Source organism: Sphingomonas oryzagri (assembly GCF_029906645.1).
GTDB lineage: Bacteria > Pseudomonadota > Alphaproteobacteria > Sphingomonadales > Sphingomonadaceae > Solisphingomonas > Solisphingomonas oryzagri.
On sequence record NZ_JARYGZ010000001.1, the window covers coordinates 2762875 to 2781020 of the forward strand.

Below are 18146 nucleotides of genomic sequence, written 5' to 3' on the forward strand. Positions count from 1 at the left end.
CGCGGGTTCAACCGGTTGAGATAGAATGACATCTCAAGTGGCGGCGCGCGCCCTGCGTGGCCGCTCGGGAGATGGGCAATGGAACGGGTTTCCAGACTGCGCCGGATCGGCGTTGCGGGACTTGCACTGGCCGGCGCGCTGACGCTCGGCGGCTGCGTCGACGACGGCTATGGCTATGGCGGCGCTTATGCGGGCGGCGGCTATTATGGCGGCTCGCCTTATTATGACGGCGGCTGGGGCGGCGATTATTACGGCGGCTGGCCGAACTACGGCTGGTACGGTGACTATTATTATCCGGGCAGCGGCTATTTCGTCTACGATCGAGGCGGCCATCGCCACGACTGGAACGGACCGGGCGGGCATGGCTGGCACGGCCGTCCGGGCAATGGCGGTTGGCACGGAGGCGGCGACGGCGGCCACCATGGCGGATGGCACGGCGGCAACGGACCGGGCAATCCGCCGTCTGGCGGCAATCCGGGTGGAAATCCCGGCGGCCATCAGGGCGGATGGCATGGTGGCTCCGGCGGCGCACATTCCGGCCCGCCACCGGGCGGTGGCCGCTTTGGCGGCAATTTCGGCCATTCCAGCCCGCCGGCCGGCGGCCGCCATCACTGACCGATACGCCGCGTAGCCTCAGGGCACGCGGCGGACGGGCACCGGCGCATTGCACAGATCGACGGCACCCGCCGGCCTGACGAAGAAGGCGTCCCGCCGGTTGGCGCGCGCATCGACATAGGCCGCAAAGGCCGGCGCATCGCTGCGCATTGCCTGATAGCGCGGGCGATCGGCGGCCGGCACGTCGGACGCCATGCGTGCCCGCACGATCCCGGTGCGCTGCGCCGGATCGGTGTAGAAGCCCAGATCGCCGGTGCCGCGCGGCAGCGCCGTCATCGTCTCGATCCCGTCGATCACGCGCCCGACCACGGTGATGTTGCGATCGAGGTGGCGCGGCGCCTGCCCGATCACCGTGTAGAGTTCGGCCCCCGTGCCCGTGTCCGGCGGCATGTCGCGCCCGACGCCGACCATGCCATAGCAATGCGGCAGCCACGCGCTCTTGCCGTCGCTCGCCACGGGCCAGCCATCGGCATCGCCCACCTCGGCCGCATAGGCGTCGCGGAAACCGAGCGGACGCATCGCCAGCCCCGCGCGGGGCCGTTCATATTCGGCCGGCAGATGCGCGGCGACACCCGCGGGCAGCGGCTTCTTCTCGTCCGCCCCGCCCCACTGGACGACATAATTGTCCTGCACACGCACGATCGCATTGCCGTCGAACCAGTGGCCGCGCACCAGCGCACGAATATTGGCGACGTGCGCCGGGGCGAACGCGGGGGCCAGTTCGATCGCGACATGCCCGCCATTGGCAAGGTCCATCAGCACCAGATTGTCGGGATCGACGGCGCGCCAGGCACTGGCGGGCGCCGCCGCGACGATCTCGCCGGGCGACTGGATCGCGGGCGGCGGGGCTGCGGCGAGAAGGACGAGAAGCGGGATCAGGGCGGTTCGGCGCATAAGGGCGATGCTGCCACAGAGCTTCGGCTTGCGGAAGCCGTGCGATGCCGCTAGGCAGCGCCGCCTAACGGAGCGGTGGCCGAGTGGTCGAAGGCGCACGCCTGGAAAGTGTGTAGGGGTCCAAAGCTCCTCGAGGGTTCGAATCCCTCCCGCTCCGCCAGACCAACAGCAGAATCACCCCTCATCGGCGAAGAAGCCGATATAGCCGGCGTCCGATCGACAGAACCGGCCATCGGCATCGGCATCCCGCAACATCGCCAGCGTGCTCTTCCGGTTGCTGACGATCGACCAGTGCGCGCCTGTATCGACCTCTTCCATCGACGCACGGGCCTCCACAAGCGCCGCCACCAGATCGTCGGGCGCAGGCGCGCGCACCGCATAGCCCTCGTTCCAGAGCGCTGCGGTCCTCGCTCCGAGCAGCATCGCTGCCCGCGCCTTCGCCGGTGCGTCCGACTGCGCCGCCGCCCGGTGGGCCGCGATGAGGCTGCCGAGGCCCGCGTCCGCCACGAAGCCGTCGCGCAGGAGCAACGGCCGATCCCCTGCCCACGCCTCCGGCGGGCAGAGCTTGTTCTGGATGTCGAGCCGGACATGCGGTGCGATCTCAGCGGGATAGATGCGGCACACACGCGGACGATCGGCGTAATTGCCGCAGCGCATGTCGGGCAGCAGATGCGGGCACGCACCGGCGTGTCTGGCGACGAGAATGATGGCCACACGGATCGGCAGCCCTCCGCTCATGGCGGGAAACGACCGGTCATGGCGGAAGCGTGCGACGATCTCCTCCGGCGGATCACCGGACAATGACGGCAGCGCGTCACAGAGCAGTTGCACGTCGTGGCCCCGCCCGGCCCAGACGATCGCCTCGTCGATGCTCAGCGGCAGCCTAAGATCGTGGCAACATCGCCCACATTGCGTGCAATCGAACCGGATATCCATTTGCCCCCTCCTGCGATCGGAATACGCGCCGGTCCCCTTGCGCGTTACAGGTCATCGCGCGCTTCGCCGCCGCGCCTGCCGCCCCTCGAGCCTGGATCCGCGGATCGCGCTCCCCATATAGGACTGCCCCGCGCAGGAGTTTCCGCATGGCAGCCCAGCCCATCCTCGTCCCCGGACCCGACCATCCTATCACCATCGAGCCGGCCGGTGGCCGGGTCACCATCATCGCCGGCGGCCTCACCATCGCCGACAGCACATCCGCGCTGATGCTGCGCGAAGCGAACTACCCGCCCGTCTTCTACATCCCGCGTGCCGATGTCGAGATGGCGGCGCTGGTGCGCACCGATCATGGCACCCACTGCCCCTACAAGGGCGACGCCAGCTATTTCAGCATTCCGGCGGGCGGCGACCGCGCGGTGGACGCCGTGTGGAGCTACGAGACCCCGCACGACGCCGTGGCGGCGATTGCGGGCCACCTCGCTTTCTATCCGGATCGGGTGGACGCCATCGAAACGGAATAGCGCCTGGCGGCCGGCCCCAGCGCGCGCAGCCTCCGATGCGGCGGCAAGGCAGGCTCGCTGTGACGGGCCGCGTCGACAACCGCTTCGCGTTCGCCACCCTACGCTGTTACGCCCCACCCGCCCTCGCCCGACAGCGCCGAGGCCCGTGCGGGGCGACGGACAGATTCCGGTGAAGGAAGCGCCGATGAATCGCCCGGTCGGATACGGTCGCCGATGCCTTGGCAAAACGGCGCATCCGGGTGATAGTCCGGTAATGCTGAACCTGATCTCGGTCCTGATCGGCCTCGTCGCGCTGGTGCCGGCGCTGGTCGCGTTCCTGCCGCTGTTCGGCTGGCTCTACTGGTTCATCCTGCCGATCGCGGTGGTCGGCCTCGGCGTCGGCGTGCTGTCGAGCGGCAATGCGGGGCGCAACCTCAATCTCGTGGTGCTCGTCGTCGGACTGGTGCGACTGGTGATCGGGCACGGCATCTTCTGATCCTTCAGGGAGGGGGCCATGCGGACTATCGGAACGGCGATCGGGATCGCCTGCATCATGGCGACGGCGGCATCCGGACGGCCGGTGCCGCCGCGCTGGGTCGCGGTGGGCGAGCATGCCGAAGGCGGCGTGGTCGAGGTCGACGCCGCGCATATCGTGACGGCGGGCGGCCTGACGCACGGCTGGTGGCGGATCGCGCTGGCCGAGCCGCGCGCGGACGGCACGGCGCGCGAGCAGAATCTCGATGCGATCGATTGCGAGCGGCGGCTCACCACCTCGCTCGAGCAGATTCGCACCGATGCGGCCGGAGCGACGCTCGGCCATTCGCGCGAGGATGTCGATGCGGCGTTGCGCCGCCTGTCCCCCGCCACGCCCGGTACCACCGGCGAGATCGCCGATCGCGCGATCTGCCGGCTGCGGCCGAAGCCGCCCCGCCGCTGATCGCTATCGATAGGAAAAGGGGCCGGTGGTGCTGCCGGGGAGGATTGAACTCCCGACCTCAGCCTTACCAAGGATGCGCTCTACCACTGAGCTACGGCAGCACGGCCCGGAACCGCTAACCGGCCAAGCCGGCGGCGGAGGCCGGCCCTATGAAGAATGTGGACGGCCTCGTCAAGGCGGCTTGCGCGGATCGTGACGATCGTCTTACGCCAAGGCCATGACCGCCCAGACCGACCGCGAGAAGCGCCTCGCCGAAGCGCTCCGCCAGAATCTCCGCCGCCGCAAGGAGCAGGCGCGGGAGAAGGATGAGCCGGTGGCGGAGAAGGATGCACAACCCTGACGCGCCCTAGGGATCGTCGCCGCGTTCCCGATTCATGCCGTTGATGAGCCAGCGCGCGCCGAAGCCAATGAGCGCGGCAAGCGCGGCCGTCGGGAGAATAACGTCCAACAGCATGCCCCTGTGGCACTGCACGCCGTATGTGCAATCGCCCAAGGCCGCCACGAGCGTCAGGTATATGCCCACCGGCAGGCAGATGAGGATCGCGAGGCCGCATCCCCATCGCCCGCCGGCGGTCGTGCCGCCGCGATACTCGCTATCGGACAACCAGCCTCACAGCGGCGCGGTCGCCTGCTCCAGCCAGGCCTTCACCTCGGCAGGCACCAGCGGACCGATCTCGCGCAGCACACGGGCGTGATAGGCGTCGAGCCACGCGCGCTCGGCCGGTGACAGCATCGCGACATCCACCAGCCGCCGGTCGATCGGTGCCAGCGTGATCGTGTGGAAGCCGAGCAGCTTCTTCTCCGCACCCTCGACCGCGCGATCCTGCACCAGCACCAGATTCTCGATGCGGATGCCATAGGCGCCGGTCTTGTAGTAGCCGGGTTCGTTGGAAAGGATCATGCCGGCGCGCAGCGGCTCGTCGCCGCCTGGCTGGCCGTTGGGCGTGGCGATGCGCTGCGGCCCCTCGTGCACCGAAAGATACGATCCGACGCCGTGGCCGGTGCCGTGCGCATAATCGAGGCCGACCTCCCAGAGATATTGCCGCGCCAGCGTATCGAGCTGGGTGCCGCGCGTACCCTGCGGGAAGATCGCGCGGGCGAGCGCGATATGGCCCTTGAGCACGCGGGTGAAGCGGTCCTTCATCTCCGCCGTCGGCTCGCCGATCGCGATGGTGCGGGTGATGTCGGTGGTGCCGTCGGCATATTGCCCGCCCGAATCGACGAGGTAGAGCGAGTTCTGCTCGATCGGCAGCACCGTCTTTTCTGACACGCGATAATGCACCACCGCGCCGTTCGGTCCGGCGCCGGAGATGGTGTCGAACGACAGATCCTTGAGCGCACCTGTCTCGGCGCGGAAGGCCTCGAGCTGGGCGGCGGCGGTCAACTCGTCCTGCCCGCCCTTGGCCGCGACGGTATCGATCCAGTGCAGGAAGCGCGTCACCGCCGCACCGTCCCGAACATGCGCCACCGTCGTGCCGGCGATCTCGACCGCGTTCTTGATCGCCTTGGGCAGGATGGTGGGATCGCGCGCCTCGGTCACCGTGGCGCCGGCGCCCTTCAGACGCTCGAAGATGGCGGCGACAGCGCGATCGGGATCGACCGAGACCTTCTTGCCCGACAGCCCCTCCAGCGCGCCGGCGAAGGCATCGCGCGGCTGGATCCGCACCGAATTGCCGAGATGCTGGGCGACCGCCTCGTCCACCTTCTCGGGATCGACGAACAGGTCGGCCGTGGCATCCGAATTGACCAGCGCGTAAGCCAGCGCGACCGGCGTGCGACTGACGTCGGTGCCGCGCACGTTGAATACCCAGGCGATCGAATCGAGCGCGGAGAGCACCACCGCGTCGGCGCCCTGCGCGTCCAGCCACTCGGCGACATCGGCGCGCTTGGCCGCGGCCGACTGGCCGGTCAGCGCGTCGGGCTGCACGACGAGGCGCGCGTCGGAAGGGAGCGGCTGATCCGGCCACACCGAATCGATCGGGTTGGTCTCGACCGCGACGAGTTCCGCACCGCGCGCGGCGAGCGCCTTGGTCGCGGCATCGACCCAGCCCTTGGTGTGCAGCCACGGATCATAGCCGATCCGCCCGCCCTTCGGCGCATGTTCCTTCAGCCAGGCCGAGACCGAGGTCTCGGGCACCGACTGGTAGCTCCACTGATCGGCGGAGACCTGCTCGCGCACCTGCAGGGTGTAGCGGCCGTCGGTGAAGATCGCGGCCTCTTGCGGCAGCACGACGGCGGTGCCGGCAGATCCCTCGAACCCGGTCAGCCAGGCGAGGCGCTGGGCATAGGCACCGACATATTCGGACATGTGCTCGTCGGTGAGCGGAACGACGAAGCCGTCGAGACGGCGGCGGGCGAGCTCGTCGCGCAGGGCGGCGAGGCGATCGGCATAGCTAGACATGGAGGCCTCAATAGACCCGTTCGCCGGCCGGGTGAAGGCCGGCGGCGGCGCTACCGGTGCTGGATCAGCTCCGCGCGAACTTCGCCAGAACGCCCACGATCGCAAGTCCCGTCACGGGCAATGTCGCCAAAGCTATGGCCAGCATCAAATTCTCTCCCACAAATATTATTATGTGCTGCAGGTTTGTAGCAAAACCCCGCCAAGTCAAGCCCCCCGCTATTCGGGGCGGATGCTTGCGCAGGACAGCCGGATACGAAGGCGGGCACGCCCGCTTGCACAGCGCCCCGGCGATGCCCACAAGGCGGGCCATGATCGATCCCGCCAAGCTCCCCGCCCCGCCGCTCGCGACCCGCCATGCCCACAGCTACGAGCGGCACGGCCAGACCGTTTCCGACGACTATTTCTGGCTGAAGGATCCGGGCTATCCGAACGTCACCGACGAGGCGGTGCTCTCCTATCTCAAAGAGGAGAACGCCTATTTCGAGCAGGCGATGGCGCCGGTGCGGCCGCTGGTCGACACCCTGTTCGCCGAGATGAAGGGCCGCATCAAGGAGGATGACAGCTCGGTGCCGCGCAAGGACGGCGACTGGGATTATTGGTGGTCGTTCGAGAAGGGCGCGCAATATCGCCGCTGGATGCGCCGCCCGACCGGCACGGACGAGCCGGGGCAGGTGATTCTCGACGAAGCCGCCGAGGCCGAGGGCAAGGAGTATTTCCGGCTGGGCGCGCTGGCGGTCAGCCCCGATGGAAAGCTCGCGGCCTGGTCGTCGGACAGCAACGGGGCCGAACGCTTCACCTTGCGCATCCGCGATCTCGCGACGGGTGCGGACATCGAGACGGTCAGCAGTGTCGTCAACGGCGGCGTGGTGTGGTCGGCCGGATCGGACGCGGTCGCCTATACCGAGGTCAACGACAATTGGCGCACCTTCCGCGCGCGGCTGCACAAGCTGGGCAGCGATCCGGAGAGCGACACGACGCTCTACGAGGAGAAGGAGGATATCGGCTTCAACGTCCATGTCGGCCGCACGCAGGACCGGCAGTGGATCGTGCTGGGCACCAACGATCACGAGACGAGCGAAGTACGGTTGGTGCCCGCCGCCGATCCGTCCGCCGAGCCGCTGCTGATCGCGCCGCGCAAGGCGAAGCGCCAGTATGGCGTGGATTCGGCACACGGGAAGCTGTGGGTCCACACCAACGATGATCACATCAACTTCCGCGTCGCGGTCGCCTCGCCCGAGGCTCCAGGCGAGTGGAAGACGGTGATCGCCGGATCGGATCAAGTCTACATCCGGGGCCTCACCAGCTTCGCGGAGCATCTGGTGATCGAGGAGCGGGTCGACGGGCTCGACCAGATCCGGCTGCGCACCTACGAGGGCGACGAACATCGCGTCGCCTTTCCGGAGGCGAGCTACACCGCCTCGCTCGGCACCAATCCGGAGTTCGATTCGCCGGGCTTCCGGATCGGTTACGGATCGATGGTCACGCCGGACACGGTGTACGAATACGATCCCGCCACGCGCAGCCGCACGACACTGAAGGTGCGCGAGGTGCCGTCGGGCTACGACGCCTCGCTCTACGCCACCGAGCGGCTGATAGTGTCGGCCCGCGACGGCGTGCAGATCCCGGTGTCGGTGGTCTACCGCAAGGACTTCGCCAAGGACGGGAAAGGCCCGCTCTACCTCTACGCCTATGGCGCCTACGGCATCGCCATCCCGCCGAGCTTCTCGACCGATCGCCTCAGCCTGCTCGATCGCGGCTGGGCCTGCGCCATCGCGCACATCCGGGGCGGCGACGATCTCGGCTACGGCTGGTATCTCGATGGCAAGGCGGAGAAGCGCTGGAACACCTTCCACGATTTCTCGGACGCTGCGCAGGGTCTGATCGATGCCGGCTTCGCCGCGCCCGGTCGCATCGCTATCCAGGGCGGATCGGCGGGTGGCGAGCTGATGGGCGTGGTCGCCAACACCGATCCCGGCCTGTGGGGCGCGGTGGTGGCGGACGTGCCGTTCGTCGACGTGCTCAACACCATGCAGGACGAGAGCCTGCCGCTCACCCCCGGCGAATGGCCCGAATGGGGCAATCCGATCACCGATCCCAAGGCGTTCGGCCTCATCCGCAGCTATTCGCCCTACGATCAGGTGAGCGCGCAGGCCTATCCGCCGATGCTGATCACCGGCGGTCTCAACGATCCGCGCGTCACCTATTGGGAGCCGGCCAAGTGGGCGGCGAAGCTGCGCGTCACCAAGACGGACGCCAACCCGCTGCTGCTCAAGATCAACATGGGCGCGGGGCATGGCGGCAAGTCCGGCCGCTTCGATTCGATCACCGAGCGGGCCGAGGCCTTCGCCTTCATGATCGAGGCGCTGGGGTGACGCGCCCCGTCTTCGAGATGGGGTTCGAGGCGACGGCGGCCGAGATCGACGAACTCGGCCACGTCAACAATGCCGCCTGGGTGCGCTGGATTCAGGACGTCGCCACCGCGCACTGGGCCGCCACCGCCGACCCGGCGCATGTCGAGGCCTTTGTCTGGGTCGTGGTGCGCCACGAGATCGACTATCTGCGCGGCCTCGGCCCCGGCGGCAGGGTGACGGCGCGGACGTGGGTGGGGGACGCGCCCACCGGCGCGCGCTTCGATCGCTTCGTGGAGTTCGTCGGCGACGGCGGCAAACCGCATGTCCGCGCGCGCACGACCTGGGCGATGCTCGATCGCCACACCGGGCGGCCGCTGCGCATCCCGGCGGAGGTCGCCGCGCCCTTCCTGTGAATTTGGGGTTGCGCATCGCGGCCCGAGCCTGTGTATACGATTTCGCGACTGGGGCCGGGGGGCCATGATCGCGCCCGTATCGCTGACGAGGACTCCCCCCGATGCTTGCACGATTCCGCCTGCCCCTCCTCGCGCTCGCCACCGCGATCGCGCTCCCCACGATGGCCTCCGCGCAGGACAAGCCCGGCAAAAGCGACGACAAGTCAGCGATCGCCAAGGGGCACCAGCAGGACAAGGACGACGACGCGCAGGCCGGCTGGGTGAAGGCGCCGGTGATGGAGCAGGCGTCGGTCACCCACCATGTCGCGACCACCCATGCGGGCGCGATGAAATACACCGCGACCGCCGGCACGCTGACCATCCGTGACGACGATGCCAAGCCGATCGCATCGGTCTTCTACGTCGCCTACACCGCCGACGGCGTGAAGGATTACAAGCGTCGCCCGGTCACCTTCTTCTACAATGGCGGACCCGGTTCCTCGACGCTGTGGCTCCACATGGGCAGCTTCGCGCCCGAGCGCGTGCAGACCGCCAACCCCGAATATATCAAGCCCGCCCCCTACGCCTTCGGCCCCAATCCGGAGACCCTGCTCGACAAGACCGACATGGTGTTCGTGGACGCCATCGGCACCGGCTATTCGCGCGCGCTCGGCGACAAGAAGGACAAGGATTTCTGGGGCGTCGACCAGGACGCCGACGGCTTCGCCCGTGCGATCATGCGCTACGTGACCAAGAATGCCCGCTGGCAGAGCCCCAAGGTGATCTTCGGCGAAAGCTACGGCACCACCCGCACCGGCGCGCTCTCCTATCTGCTGCAGGATCGCGGCATGGCGCTGAACGGCGCGGTGATCCTCTCGTCGATCCTCAACTACGGCATCCGCCAGCCGGGCTTCGACCAAATCTACATCAACTACCTGCCGAGCTTCGCGGCGACCGCCTGGTATCACCACAAGCTCGCCAACCCGCCCGCCGACGTGGCGACCGTGGTGGAGCAGGCCCGGCAGTGGGCTGCCGGCCCCTATGCGGCGGCGCTGGCGCAGGGTTCCGCGCTCGATCCGCAGACCCGCGCGCAGATCGCACAGCAGATGTCGGCGCTGACCGGCCTATCGCCGCAGTTCATCCTCGATGCGAACCTGCGCGTCGACCTCGCCCGCTTCCAGAAAGAACTGCTGCGCGACCAGCGGCTGACCGTCGGCCGCTACGACAGCCGCTACACGGGCATCGATGCCGATGCAGCGGGCGAGCGCCCGGAATATGACGCGTCCGACACCGCCATCTCCGGCGCCTTCATCGCCAGCTTCAACGACTACATGGCGCGCGAGCTGAACTACCGCACAGACATGCCTTACCGCGTCTCGGCCTATGGCACGGACGGCTTCAAGTGGGACTGGACGCATGATGCGCCGGGCGGCGGCCGCGGCAAGCAGGCCGCGCCGGACGTCGCGGTGGACATATCGGCGGCGATGCGGACCAATCCGTATCTCCACCTTCTGTCTCTCAACGGCTATTACGACATGGCGACCCCGTTCTTCGGCACCGAATACGACCTGCATCATATGGGGCTGCAGCCCGCGCAGGCGCAGAACATCGCCTTCCGCTACTATCCGTCGGGCCACATGGCCTATCTGAACCCGGACGCGCTGCGCGCCATGCACCGCGACCTCTCCGCTTGGTACGACGAGATCGTGGCGAGCGCGTCGAGCGCGACGCCACCGACCGCGCCCGCCATCTCGCGCGGCCATGCCGGGGGCAACGGCCCGAACTGAGTCTTTAGGCCGCCTTCCCGACTCTCCGCCATCGGCATAGACTGATGGCGGAGAGAGGGAGGCGCACATGACCTATACGGGCAGCTGCTTCTGCGGCGCCGTGACGATCGAAGTGTCGGGCGAGCCGGAGGCGATGGGCTATTGCCATTGCCGATCCTGCCGCAGCTGGTCGGGCGGGCCGGTCAACGCCTTCAGCCTGTGGACGCCCGATGCGGTGACGGTGACCGGCGGAGCGGAGCATGTCGCGACCTTCGCCAAGGGCGAACTCAGCCACCGCCAATATTGCGCGAAATGCGGTGGGCACCTGATGACGCGTCATCCGCCGATCGCCCTGATCGACGTGTTCTCGGCAACCATCCCTGGCCTCGCTTTCCAGCCGGCGGTGCACGTCAACTATGCCGAGACGGTCCTGCCCATGAAAGATGGCCTGCCGAAGCTGAAGGACTTTCCAGCGGAACTCGGCGGTTCAGGCGAAAGCGTACCCGAATAGGGTTCAGCAAGCCGCCGAGAGAACGGCGCGAACGCCGTGATGCGCGACGTCGTAGGTGAGCTGGGCCTGCAGGCTCTTCGCCATCGCGCGGATCACTTTGGTGCCGAGGCCGGTGCCCTTGGGCTTGGCATCCGCCTCGATGCCGCAGCCGTCATCCTCCACCTTGAGGAGGAAACGATCCTCGCCGTCGCGGGTGAGCGCGATACGAACCTCACCGGCCCCGTTGGCCGGATAGGCGTATTTGCAGGCGTTGGAGACCAGCTCGTTGACGATCACGCCCAGCGATACGGCGCGATCGGTCTTCATGCGGATCGGCTCGCTCGCCAGCGTCAGCACACGCGGCGCGGCCGGGGTGGACCACGTTTCCTGCAGCTCGGCGACCAGAGCGGCGAGATAGTCGTCCATCGCCACCGTATCGACGCCATCCCCGGTATAGAGCCGGCGATGAACCTGCGCGATCGCCTGGATGCGGCGCTGGACATCCTGCAGCGCGCTCTTCGCCGCATCGTCGGGCAGCGCCGCAGACTGCATGTGAACGAAGGCGGAAACCAGCTGCAGCGAGTTGGCGACGCGGTGGTTCACCTCCTTGAGCAAGGTTTCCAGCCTCGCGTTGGAGTGGCGCAGCTCTTCCTCGGCCTGGGCCTTGGCCACTTCCAGCCGCTGCTTGGCGCGCGCCTGCTGGAAGGCGGAGCCGAGCAGCGAGAAGAAATCCTCGCCGATCGACTTGATCACATAGTCCGCCGCACCCGCCTTGAGCGCGGCAACGGCGATGCGGCTGTCCTCCGATCCGGTGACATAGACCACCGGCGGGGGGCTCGGCAGTGCGCGGATCTGGGCGAGCGTCTCCAGCCCGTCCTGCTCCGGCATGAAATGATCGACCGCGATCAGATCGAACCCGCCGAGGGCGGCCTTGGCCACGCCCTCGGCACCGCTCTGCGCGGTATCGACCGTGCAGCCCATCCGCTCGAACGCGCGCGACGCCAGCCGGCACAGGCCAGCATCGTCGTCGATATAGAGGACGCGGGCGCCTTCCATGCGGGGCGTCAGGCCTCCGGCTCGATGTCGGGAACCTGAATGACCGCCAGGAACAGGCCGAGCTGCCGGATCGCGGTGGCGAAATTCTCGTAGTCCACCGGCTTGGTGATGTAGACGTTGGCGCCGAGATCGTAGCAGCGCTGGATCTCGACCTTGTCGTCGGTGGTGGTCAGCACGATCACCGGGGTACGCTTGAGCGGGTTACCGTCGGCCTTGATCTTCTGCAGGATGTCCGTCCCCGACATGTCCGGCAGGTTGAGATCGAGCAGGATCAGCGCCGGGCCGTTGAGCGCCGGGCCGTCGGGCGCCTCGTAGAGATGCGCCAGCGCCGACGTGCCGTCGGTGAAATGCTTGATGTCGTTCGAGATGCCCGCGCGGCGGATATTCTTCTCGATCAGGCGGGCATGGCCCTCATCGTCCTCGATCATCACGATGGTGACGGGCTGGTGGGCGTTCATGGAGGCTTATCCTTGGATGACGGGTTGCACGGGGAGGCTGAGCGTGAAGGTCGCGCCCTCCCCGAGCGCGGACTTGCAATCGACGAAACCACCGAGCCTGTACGCCAGCGCACGGACATGCGCGAGGCCTATTCCCTCGCCCGGCTGGTCCTGCTGGCCGGATCGGCGGAACAGATCGAAGATGCGGTCATGATCGCGCGGATCGATGCCGCGACCATTGTCGGCGATGGCGATATCGACCTTGCCGCGATCGACCGTCGCCGAGACGGTGATGCGGCCGGGGACGCCGGGCTTCAGATACTTGACCGCATTCTCGACGAGGTTGGACAGCATCTGCTCGGCCGCCAAGCGATCGACAACCACGGTCGGCATCCCGCGCTGCACGGTGATGGTCGCGCCGATCTCGTCGAGCCGGTGCTGCAACGAGGCGACGATCGCGTCGGCCAGCTGCGTCAGGTCCAGCCGCTCGGGCGTCAGCACGCGCTTGCCCTCCCGCGACAGGCGCAGGATCGCGTTGATCAGGCGGTCCATCTTCTGCGTGGAGGTGCGGATGAAGCCGATCGATTCGGGCAGATCCTCGCGCGCGGCGAGAGCGGCATCCTGGTCGAGCAGTTGCGGCGCCTCCGCCTCGACCTTGTCGATCAGCGCGGCGAGCGGCTTGGCGGCCGCCTCCAGTTCGCCGGTGAAGCCCATCACGTTGACCAGCGGCGAGCGCAGATCGTGGCTGACGATATAGGCGAAGCGCTGGATTTCCTCGTTCGCGCGGGACAGATCGCGCGTGCGCTCCTCGACGCGATCCTCCAGCTCGTCGTTGAGCTTCTCGACCGCCTCGCGCGTCTGGACGAGGTTGGTGGTGTAGCGACGCAGCACGAGGATCGAGAAGATCGCCGTCGCCACCGCCAGCGCGCCCGCGAAGGCCAGCGCGTAGAACAGGATGCGCACCGCCTCGCGCTGGGCCTCGATGCGAGGCTCGAGCAGGCGATTTTCCTCGTCGAGCATCGCCGCCGTGGTCTCGCGGAGCTGGCGCGTGATCCCGAGGCTCTGGTCGTGATTGAAGATGGCGATGGCCAGCGCCGGATCGCGATCCGCCAGCATCATCGATCGCGACAGCAGCCCCAGATGGGTGATGGTCAGCTGCTCGATGTCAGCGATATTCTGCCGCTCGACCGGATTGTCGACGGTCAGTCGCTTGATCTCGGCGATCAACGGCGCCTCGCCCTTCACCGTCGCGATGAAGGTGCGCTTGGTCTGCGGATTGCGCGTCAGCAGATAGCCGCGCCGCGCCACCTCCAGCCGCTCGATCAGCACCCGCAGCGTGGAGACCCGGCGCTCCACCTCATAGGTGTGTTCCACCCAGGTGGCATGTTCCTGCGCGCGCATGACGAACCAGCCGGCAGTGCCCGCCGATCCGATCAGCGCGACGAACGCCAAGGCCATGCACGCCAGGACGAACCGGCTGACCGAGCGCTCCGAGCGCAGAAGCGGGATCGTCCAGCCACGTGCCACGCACAGCCGTTATCAACACCCCCGGCAAAAGCAATTGATCTCGATCAGGATGACCTGTTGCATCCCTGCACATATGTGACGGTCGTCACCGAACCGTAACATTTCCATCACGGACGAGTCACGGTGCGAGACTACCGGCTCCCTCGAAGGCCCGCGAGCGGCGGGCTCTCGAAAGGGGCTTTTCATGACCAGCAAATTCAACCTGCTCGCGGGTGCGAGCGTGGGTATCGCCATGATTGCGGCCGGCCCGGCGCTCGCCAAGCCGGTGAAGCACAAGGCGCACAAGGCCGTTGCGCGCAGCAACTCCCAGAACGCCGAGATCGAAGCGCTCAAGGCGCAGGTCGAGGCGCTGACCGCGCGTCTCGATGCGCAGGAGCAGAATTCGGCGCAGGCCACCGCCGCGATCAACAATGCGCAGAACACCGCCGCCGCCGCGCAGGCGACCGCGACCCAGGCTCAGGCGCAGGTTGCGACCGCGCAGGCCGCCGTTCCGGGTGAGGTGAAGACCCAGCTCGCCGCGATGCCGAAGCCCAAGAACGCCTGGGCGAACGACACCGTCATTTCGGGCCGCATGTATTTCAACGCCTCGACCATGACCCAGAAGGTCAACGGCGTGAAGACCACCGGCGGCACCGCCGGCAATGGCACCGGCTTCGACATCAAGCGCTTCTACCTCGGCATCGATCACACGTTCAGCCCGATCTTCGCGGCGAACCTGACGATGGACATCTCGAACGTCGTCGGCTCGACCTCGAACTACAATTTCAACGCCAACTCGGCGACCGCTCCGGCGAACTCGACCGCACTGGTCGGCCGCGGCTTCTACGTGAAGAAGGCCTACCTGCAGGCGAAGCTGAACCCGGCCTTCATCATCCGCCTCGGCGCGGCCGATCTGCCCTGGGTTCCCTATGTCGAGAACCAGTACGGCTATCGCCACATCGAAAACGTCCTGATCGACCGCACCAACTTCGGCACGTCGGCCGATTGGGGTGTCCACGTCCTCGGCGATCTCGCCGGCGGCCTGCTGAGCTACCAGTTCTCGGTCATCGACGGTGGCGGCTATCGCAACGTGAAGGTGACCAAGTCGGTCGACTTCGAAGGCCGCGTCTCGACCTCTTACAAGGGCTTCTACGCGGCCGCCGGCGGCTATAGCGGCAAGCGCGGCAATGACACCGAAGGCGCCGTGATCACGCTGCCGACCGGCACGCGCGACATCCGCACCGCCACCCGCCTCGACGCGCTGGTCGGGTACAAGAGCAAGCTGTTCGGCATCGGCGGCGAATATTTCCACGCCAAGAACTGGAACAACACCAACACCGTCGCGACCGACAAGGCCGATGGCTGGTCCGTGTTCGGCAACGTGAACTTCGCCAAGACCTGGAGCGTCTTCGGTCGCTACGACTGGGTGAAGCCGAACAAGATCACCAACGACGACTTCAAGCAGCATTATTTCAACGCTGGCATTCAGTGGGAGCCGGTCAAGATCGTCGATCTGGCCCTCGTCTACAAGCGTGAGGTCGGCAACAATGGCGACCTGGTCGCCGCCAGCCTCGGCAACCAGAATGCGCCGAGCGTCGCGATCCCGATCGGTGGCCGCGCCACCAACAGCGAGATCGGCCTGTTCGGCCAGCTGCGCTTCTAAGTCCCCCGAAGTCATCGCCCGGCCGGCCCCTTCGGCCGGGCGCACTCCCCCCTCCGGCCCGTCGCACGATCCCGTGCGGCGGGCTTTCTTTTTGCCCGCGCCATGTTCAGCCCTCGTCGCCGACTTTATGCGGATTTAATGCGGATCGGCGAAACGCCACCGTGAAGCTAACGCGCGTCCGTGGATTTCGATATGGACAGGCCCCATAGCCACGCTTGCGCGTTCACCGCCGACGGAACCTCATGACCGATACCGCCCATTCCTCCTCCGAGCACGGCTCGGGCAAGACCCTGCCGCTGGCGCTCGGCGCGATCGGCGTGGTGTTCGGCGACATCGGCACCTCGCCGCTCTATTCGCTGAAGGAGAGCTTCGCCGGCCCGCATCCGCTGCTGATCGACCGACCGCATATCTTCGGCGTGCTGAGCCTGATCTTCTGGACGATGACGCTGGTCGTCACGATCAAGTACGTCCTCGTCACCATGCGCGCCGACAATGACGGCGAAGGCGGCAGCCTCGCGCTGCTGGCGCTGATCGTGCGATCGGGCAAGGTGAAATGGACGCGCGGCATCGTCCTGCTCGGCGTGCTGGCGACCGCGCTCTTCTACGGCGACGCGATCATCACGCCCGCCATCTCGGTGCTGTCAGCGGTGGAGGGGCTGGAAATCGTCGGCAACGGTTTCGAGCAATGGGTGATCCCGATCTCGATCCTGATCCTCATCGGCCTGTTCTTCATCCAGTCCTACGGCACCGCCAAGGTCGGCGTCATCTTCGGGCCGGTGATGCTCTTCTATTTCCTCGTCATCGGTCTGATGGGGCTGAGCGGCATCGTGCGCGATCCCTCGATCCTCGCGGCGATCAACCCGTATTGGGCGCTGAACTTCTTCCTGCTCGATCCGAAGCTCGCGTTCCTGGCGCTCGGTTCGGTGGTGCTGGCGGTGACGGGCGCCGAAGCGCTCTACGCCGACATGGGCCATTTCGGCCGCAAGTCGATCAGCGTGGCGTGGCTGTACGTCGCCTTCCCCTGCCTGCTGCTCAACTATCTGGGGCAATCGGCGCTGCTGCTCGACGATCCAAAGGCGATCGACAATCCCTTCTTCCGCCTCGCGCCGGACTGGGCGCAGCTGCCGCTGGTCGGCCTCGCCACGATCGCCACGGTGATCGCGAGCCAAGCGGTGATCTCCGGCGCCTATTCGGTGACCCAGCAGGCGATCCAGCTCGGCTTCCTGCCGCGCCTGCGCATCACCCACACCTCCGCCTCGGCGGCGGGGCAGATCTACGTGCCGCTGGTCAACTGGCTGCTGCTGATCTTCGTGCTGATGCTGGTGCTGACCTTCCGTTCTTCGGGCAACCTCGCCTCAGCCTATGGCATCGCGGTGACCGGCACGATGGTGATCACCAGCCTGATGGTCGGCATCCTTGTCTTCACGGTGTGGAAGTGGAACCGCTGGGCTGCCGGCCTGATGATCGGCGCCTTCCTGATCGTCGACGGCGCCTATTTCGCGTCGAACGTGACGAAGATTCCGGACGGCGGCTGGTTTCCGCTGCTGGTCGGCGCCTGCGCGTTCACGGTGCTGACCACCTGGGCCAACGGCCGCCGCCTGTTGCGCGAGCACCTGTTCCAGAGCGCGATGCCGCTCGAGCTGTTCATCAAGACGGCGGCCAAGTCGGTGCGGCGCGTGCCCGGCACGGCGGTGTTCCTCTCGGCCTCGCCCGAGGGTGCCCCGCCCGCGCTGCTCCACAACCTGAAACACAACAAGGTGCTGCACGAGCGGATCGTGATCCTGACCGTGAAGGTGATGGGTCGCCCGCATGTCGACGATGCCGATCGGGTGGAGTTCACCGAGCTGGGGCCGGATTTCTACCGCATCATTCTGAAATACGGCTTCATGCAGGAAGTCGACGTACCGGCCGCCATGGCGATGGCCCGCGAATGTGGCCCGCCGTTCAAGCTGATGGAGACCAGCTTCTTCCTCGGCCGCCAGACGCTCGTCGCGTCCGACAAGCCGGGCATGGCGATCTGGCGCGAGAAGCTGTTCGCCTGGATGATGCGCAACGCCGAAAGCGCGATGGAATTCTTCAAGCTGCCGACCAACCGCGTGGTCGAACTGGGTAGCCAGCTCGAGATCTGACCTTCATCCTCTCCGAGCTTGCTCGGGGAGGGGGACCGCTCGCACAGCGAGTGGTGGAGGGGCGGCGGTGGCA

18 protein-coding genes and 2 tRNA genes are annotated in these 18146 nt (G+C 67.1%); 12 read left to right on the forward strand and 8 right to left on the reverse strand.

Annotated features, from left to right (window positions below; translation table 11 throughout):
* The first annotated feature begins 78 nt into the window (after window positions 1-78).
* Window positions 79-615, forward strand: a complete 537-nt coding sequence (locus tag QGN17_RS13415) for a hypothetical protein (protein ID WP_281044976.1) — start codon at window positions 79-81, stop codon at window positions 613-615.
* A gap of 18 nt (window positions 616-633) precedes the next feature.
* On the opposite strand, the gene QGN17_RS13420 is transcribed toward QGN17_RS13415, so the two are convergent.
* Window positions 634-1509, reverse strand: coding sequence for a peptidylprolyl isomerase (locus tag QGN17_RS13420; protein WP_281044977.1), 876 nt, complete (start codon window positions 1507-1509; stop codon window positions 634-636).
* A 69-nt stretch (window positions 1510-1578) separates the two neighbouring features.
* Here QGN17_RS13420 and QGN17_RS13425 point away from each other — a divergent pair.
* Window positions 1579-1669 (forward strand) — tRNA-Ser (locus tag QGN17_RS13425).
* A gap of 14 nt (window positions 1670-1683) precedes the next feature.
* Here QGN17_RS13425 and QGN17_RS13430 read toward each other — a convergent pair.
* Window positions 1684-2445: a YkgJ family cysteine cluster protein gene (locus QGN17_RS13430; RefSeq protein WP_281044978.1), complete on the reverse strand. Its 762-nt coding sequence runs from the start codon at window positions 2443-2445 to the stop codon at window positions 1684-1686.
* 146 nt (window positions 2446-2591) lie between these two features.
* Here QGN17_RS13430 and QGN17_RS13435 point away from each other — a divergent pair, with 146 nt between their 5' ends.
* The 3 genes from QGN17_RS13435 (at window position 2592) to QGN17_RS13445 (ending at window position 3882) form a co-directional block, all read left to right on the forward strand.
* Window positions 2592-2966: a DUF427 domain-containing protein gene (locus tag QGN17_RS13435; protein WP_281044979.1), complete on the forward strand. Its 375-nt coding sequence runs from the start codon at window positions 2592-2594 to the stop codon at window positions 2964-2966.
* A gap of 253 nt (window positions 2967-3219) precedes the next feature.
* Complete coding sequence (locus QGN17_RS13440) at window positions 3220-3441, forward strand: hypothetical protein (RefSeq protein WP_281044980.1); 222 nt, start codon at window positions 3220-3222, stop codon at window positions 3439-3441.
* Between the two features lie 18 nt (window positions 3442-3459).
* Window positions 3460-3882 (forward strand): surface-adhesin E family protein, encoded by a 423-nt coding sequence (locus QGN17_RS13445; RefSeq protein ID WP_281044981.1) that lies wholly within the window; start codon window positions 3460-3462, stop codon window positions 3880-3882.
* Window positions 3883-3908: 26 nt separating this feature from the next.
* Here the strand turns inward: QGN17_RS13445 and QGN17_RS13450 are convergent.
* Window positions 3909-3983: transfer RNA gene (locus QGN17_RS13450), tRNA-Thr, on the reverse strand.
* Between the two features lie 116 nt (window positions 3984-4099).
* Here QGN17_RS13450 and QGN17_RS13455 point away from each other — a divergent pair.
* A complete protein-coding gene (locus QGN17_RS13455) occupies window positions 4100-4222 on the forward strand; it encodes a hypothetical protein (RefSeq protein ID WP_281044982.1) in 123 nt (40 codons plus the stop codon).
* 6 nt (window positions 4223-4228) lie between these two features.
* On the opposite strand, the gene QGN17_RS13460 is transcribed toward QGN17_RS13455, so the two are convergent.
* Window positions 4229-4486 (reverse strand): hypothetical protein, encoded by a 258-nt coding sequence (locus tag QGN17_RS13460; protein ID WP_281044983.1) that lies wholly within the window; start codon window positions 4484-4486, stop codon window positions 4229-4231.
* Between the two features lie 6 nt (window positions 4487-4492).
* A complete protein-coding gene (locus QGN17_RS13465; protein ID WP_281044984.1) occupies window positions 4493-6283 on the reverse strand; it encodes an aminopeptidase P family protein in 1791 nt (596 codons plus the stop codon).
* 308 nt (window positions 6284-6591) lie between these two features.
* Here QGN17_RS13465 and QGN17_RS13470 point away from each other — a divergent pair, with 308 nt between their 5' ends.
* The 4 genes from QGN17_RS13470 to QGN17_RS13485 all read left to right on the forward strand — a co-directional run bounded on the left by QGN17_RS13470 (window position 6592) and on the right by QGN17_RS13485 (window position 11303).
* On the forward strand, window positions 6592-8655 hold the full coding sequence (locus tag QGN17_RS13470; protein WP_281044985.1) for a S9 family peptidase: 2064 nt from the start codon (window positions 6592-6594) through the stop codon (window positions 8653-8655).
* A 17-nt stretch (window positions 8656-8672) separates the two neighbouring features.
* On the forward strand, window positions 8673-9047 hold the full coding sequence (locus QGN17_RS13475) for an acyl-CoA thioesterase (protein WP_281045226.1): 375 nt from the start codon (window positions 8673-8675) through the stop codon (window positions 9045-9047).
* 101 nt (window positions 9048-9148) lie between these two features.
* On the forward strand, window positions 9149-10813 hold the full coding sequence (locus QGN17_RS13480) for a S10 family peptidase (protein WP_281044986.1): 1665 nt from the start codon (window positions 9149-9151) through the stop codon (window positions 10811-10813).
* Window positions 10814-10880: 67 nt separating this feature from the next.
* Complete coding sequence (locus tag QGN17_RS13485) at window positions 10881-11303, forward strand: GFA family protein (protein WP_281044987.1); 423 nt, start codon at window positions 10881-10883, stop codon at window positions 11301-11303.
* 3 nt (window positions 11304-11306) lie between these two features.
* Here QGN17_RS13485 and QGN17_RS13490 read toward each other — a convergent pair whose 3' ends face one another.
* The 3 genes from QGN17_RS13490 to QGN17_RS13500 are packed head-to-tail and all read right to left on the reverse strand — an operon-like array spanning window position 11307 to window position 14233.
* Window positions 11307-12338 (reverse strand): histidine kinase dimerization/phosphoacceptor domain -containing protein, encoded by a 1032-nt coding sequence (locus QGN17_RS13490; RefSeq protein ID WP_281044988.1) that lies wholly within the window; start codon window positions 12336-12338, stop codon window positions 11307-11309.
* Between the two features lie 8 nt (window positions 12339-12346).
* Window positions 12347-12796: a response regulator gene (locus tag QGN17_RS13495; RefSeq protein WP_022691978.1), complete on the reverse strand. Its 450-nt coding sequence runs from the start codon at window positions 12794-12796 to the stop codon at window positions 12347-12349.
* 6 nt (window positions 12797-12802) lie between these two features.
* Complete coding sequence (locus QGN17_RS13500) at window positions 12803-14233, reverse strand: sensor histidine kinase (RefSeq protein WP_281044989.1); 1431 nt, start codon at window positions 14231-14233, stop codon at window positions 12803-12805.
* A gap of 253 nt (window positions 14234-14486) precedes the next feature.
* Here QGN17_RS13500 and QGN17_RS13505 point away from each other — a divergent pair, with 253 nt between their 5' ends.
* Window positions 14487-15944, forward strand: coding sequence for a hypothetical protein (locus QGN17_RS13505; RefSeq protein ID WP_281044990.1), 1458 nt, complete (start codon window positions 14487-14489; stop codon window positions 15942-15944).
* Window positions 15945-16186: 242 nt separating this feature from the next.
* The gene (locus QGN17_RS13510; protein ID WP_281044991.1) at window positions 16187-18073 is read left to right on the forward strand and encodes a potassium transporter Kup; all 1887 of its coding nucleotides are present in this window, start codon (window positions 16187-16189) and stop codon (window positions 18071-18073) included.
* The last annotated feature ends 73 nt before the right edge of the window (window positions 18074-18146 follow it).

Bases quoted from the DNA above. Each gene is read 5' to 3' on its own strand.
- QGN17_RS13430 (WP_281044978.1), bottom strand. From the start codon at position 2,445: ATGGATATCCGGTTCGATTGCACGCAATGTGGGCGATGTTGCCACGAT.
- QGN17_RS13485 (WP_281044987.1), top strand. From the start codon at position 10,881: ATGACCTATACGGGCAGCTGCTTCTGCGGCGCCGTGACGATCGAAGTG.
- QGN17_RS13510 (WP_281044991.1), top strand. From the start codon at position 16,187: ATGACCGATACCGCCCATTCCTCCTCCGAGCACGGCTCGGGCAAGACC.
- QGN17_RS13490 (WP_281044988.1), bottom strand. From the start codon at position 12,338: ATGGAAGGCGCCCGCGTCCTCTATATCGACGACGATGCTGGCCTGTGC.
- QGN17_RS13465 (WP_281044984.1), bottom strand. From the start codon at position 6,283: ATGTCTAGCTATGCCGATCGCCTCGCCGCCCTGCGCGACGAGCTCGCC.
- QGN17_RS13415 (WP_281044976.1), top strand. From the start codon at position 79: ATGGAACGGGTTTCCAGACTGCGCCGGATCGGCGTTGCGGGACTTGCA.
- QGN17_RS13475 (WP_281045226.1), top strand. From the start codon at position 8,673: ATGGGGTTCGAGGCGACGGCGGCCGAGATCGACGAACTCGGCCACGTC.
- QGN17_RS13500 (WP_281044989.1), bottom strand. From the start codon at position 14,233: ATGGCCTTGGCGTTCGTCGCGCTGATCGGATCGGCGGGCACTGCCGGC.
- QGN17_RS13495 (WP_022691978.1), bottom strand. From the start codon at position 12,796: ATGAACGCCCACCAGCCCGTCACCATCGTGATGATCGAGGACGATGAG.
- QGN17_RS13455 (WP_281044982.1), top strand. From the start codon at position 4,100: ATGACCGCCCAGACCGACCGCGAGAAGCGCCTCGCCGAAGCGCTCCGC.
- QGN17_RS13470 (WP_281044985.1), top strand. From the start codon at position 6,592: ATGATCGATCCCGCCAAGCTCCCCGCCCCGCCGCTCGCGACCCGCCAT.
- QGN17_RS13505 (WP_281044990.1), top strand. From the start codon at position 14,487: ATGACCAGCAAATTCAACCTGCTCGCGGGTGCGAGCGTGGGTATCGCC.
- QGN17_RS13440 (WP_281044980.1), top strand. From the start codon at position 3,220: ATGCTGAACCTGATCTCGGTCCTGATCGGCCTCGTCGCGCTGGTGCCG.
- QGN17_RS13445 (WP_281044981.1), top strand. From the start codon at position 3,460: ATGCGGACTATCGGAACGGCGATCGGGATCGCCTGCATCATGGCGACG.
- QGN17_RS13420 (WP_281044977.1), bottom strand. From the start codon at position 1,509: ATGCGCCGAACCGCCCTGATCCCGCTTCTCGTCCTTCTCGCCGCAGCC.
- QGN17_RS13435 (WP_281044979.1), top strand. From the start codon at position 2,592: ATGGCAGCCCAGCCCATCCTCGTCCCCGGACCCGACCATCCTATCACC.
- QGN17_RS13480 (WP_281044986.1), top strand. From the start codon at position 9,149: ATGCTTGCACGATTCCGCCTGCCCCTCCTCGCGCTCGCCACCGCGATC.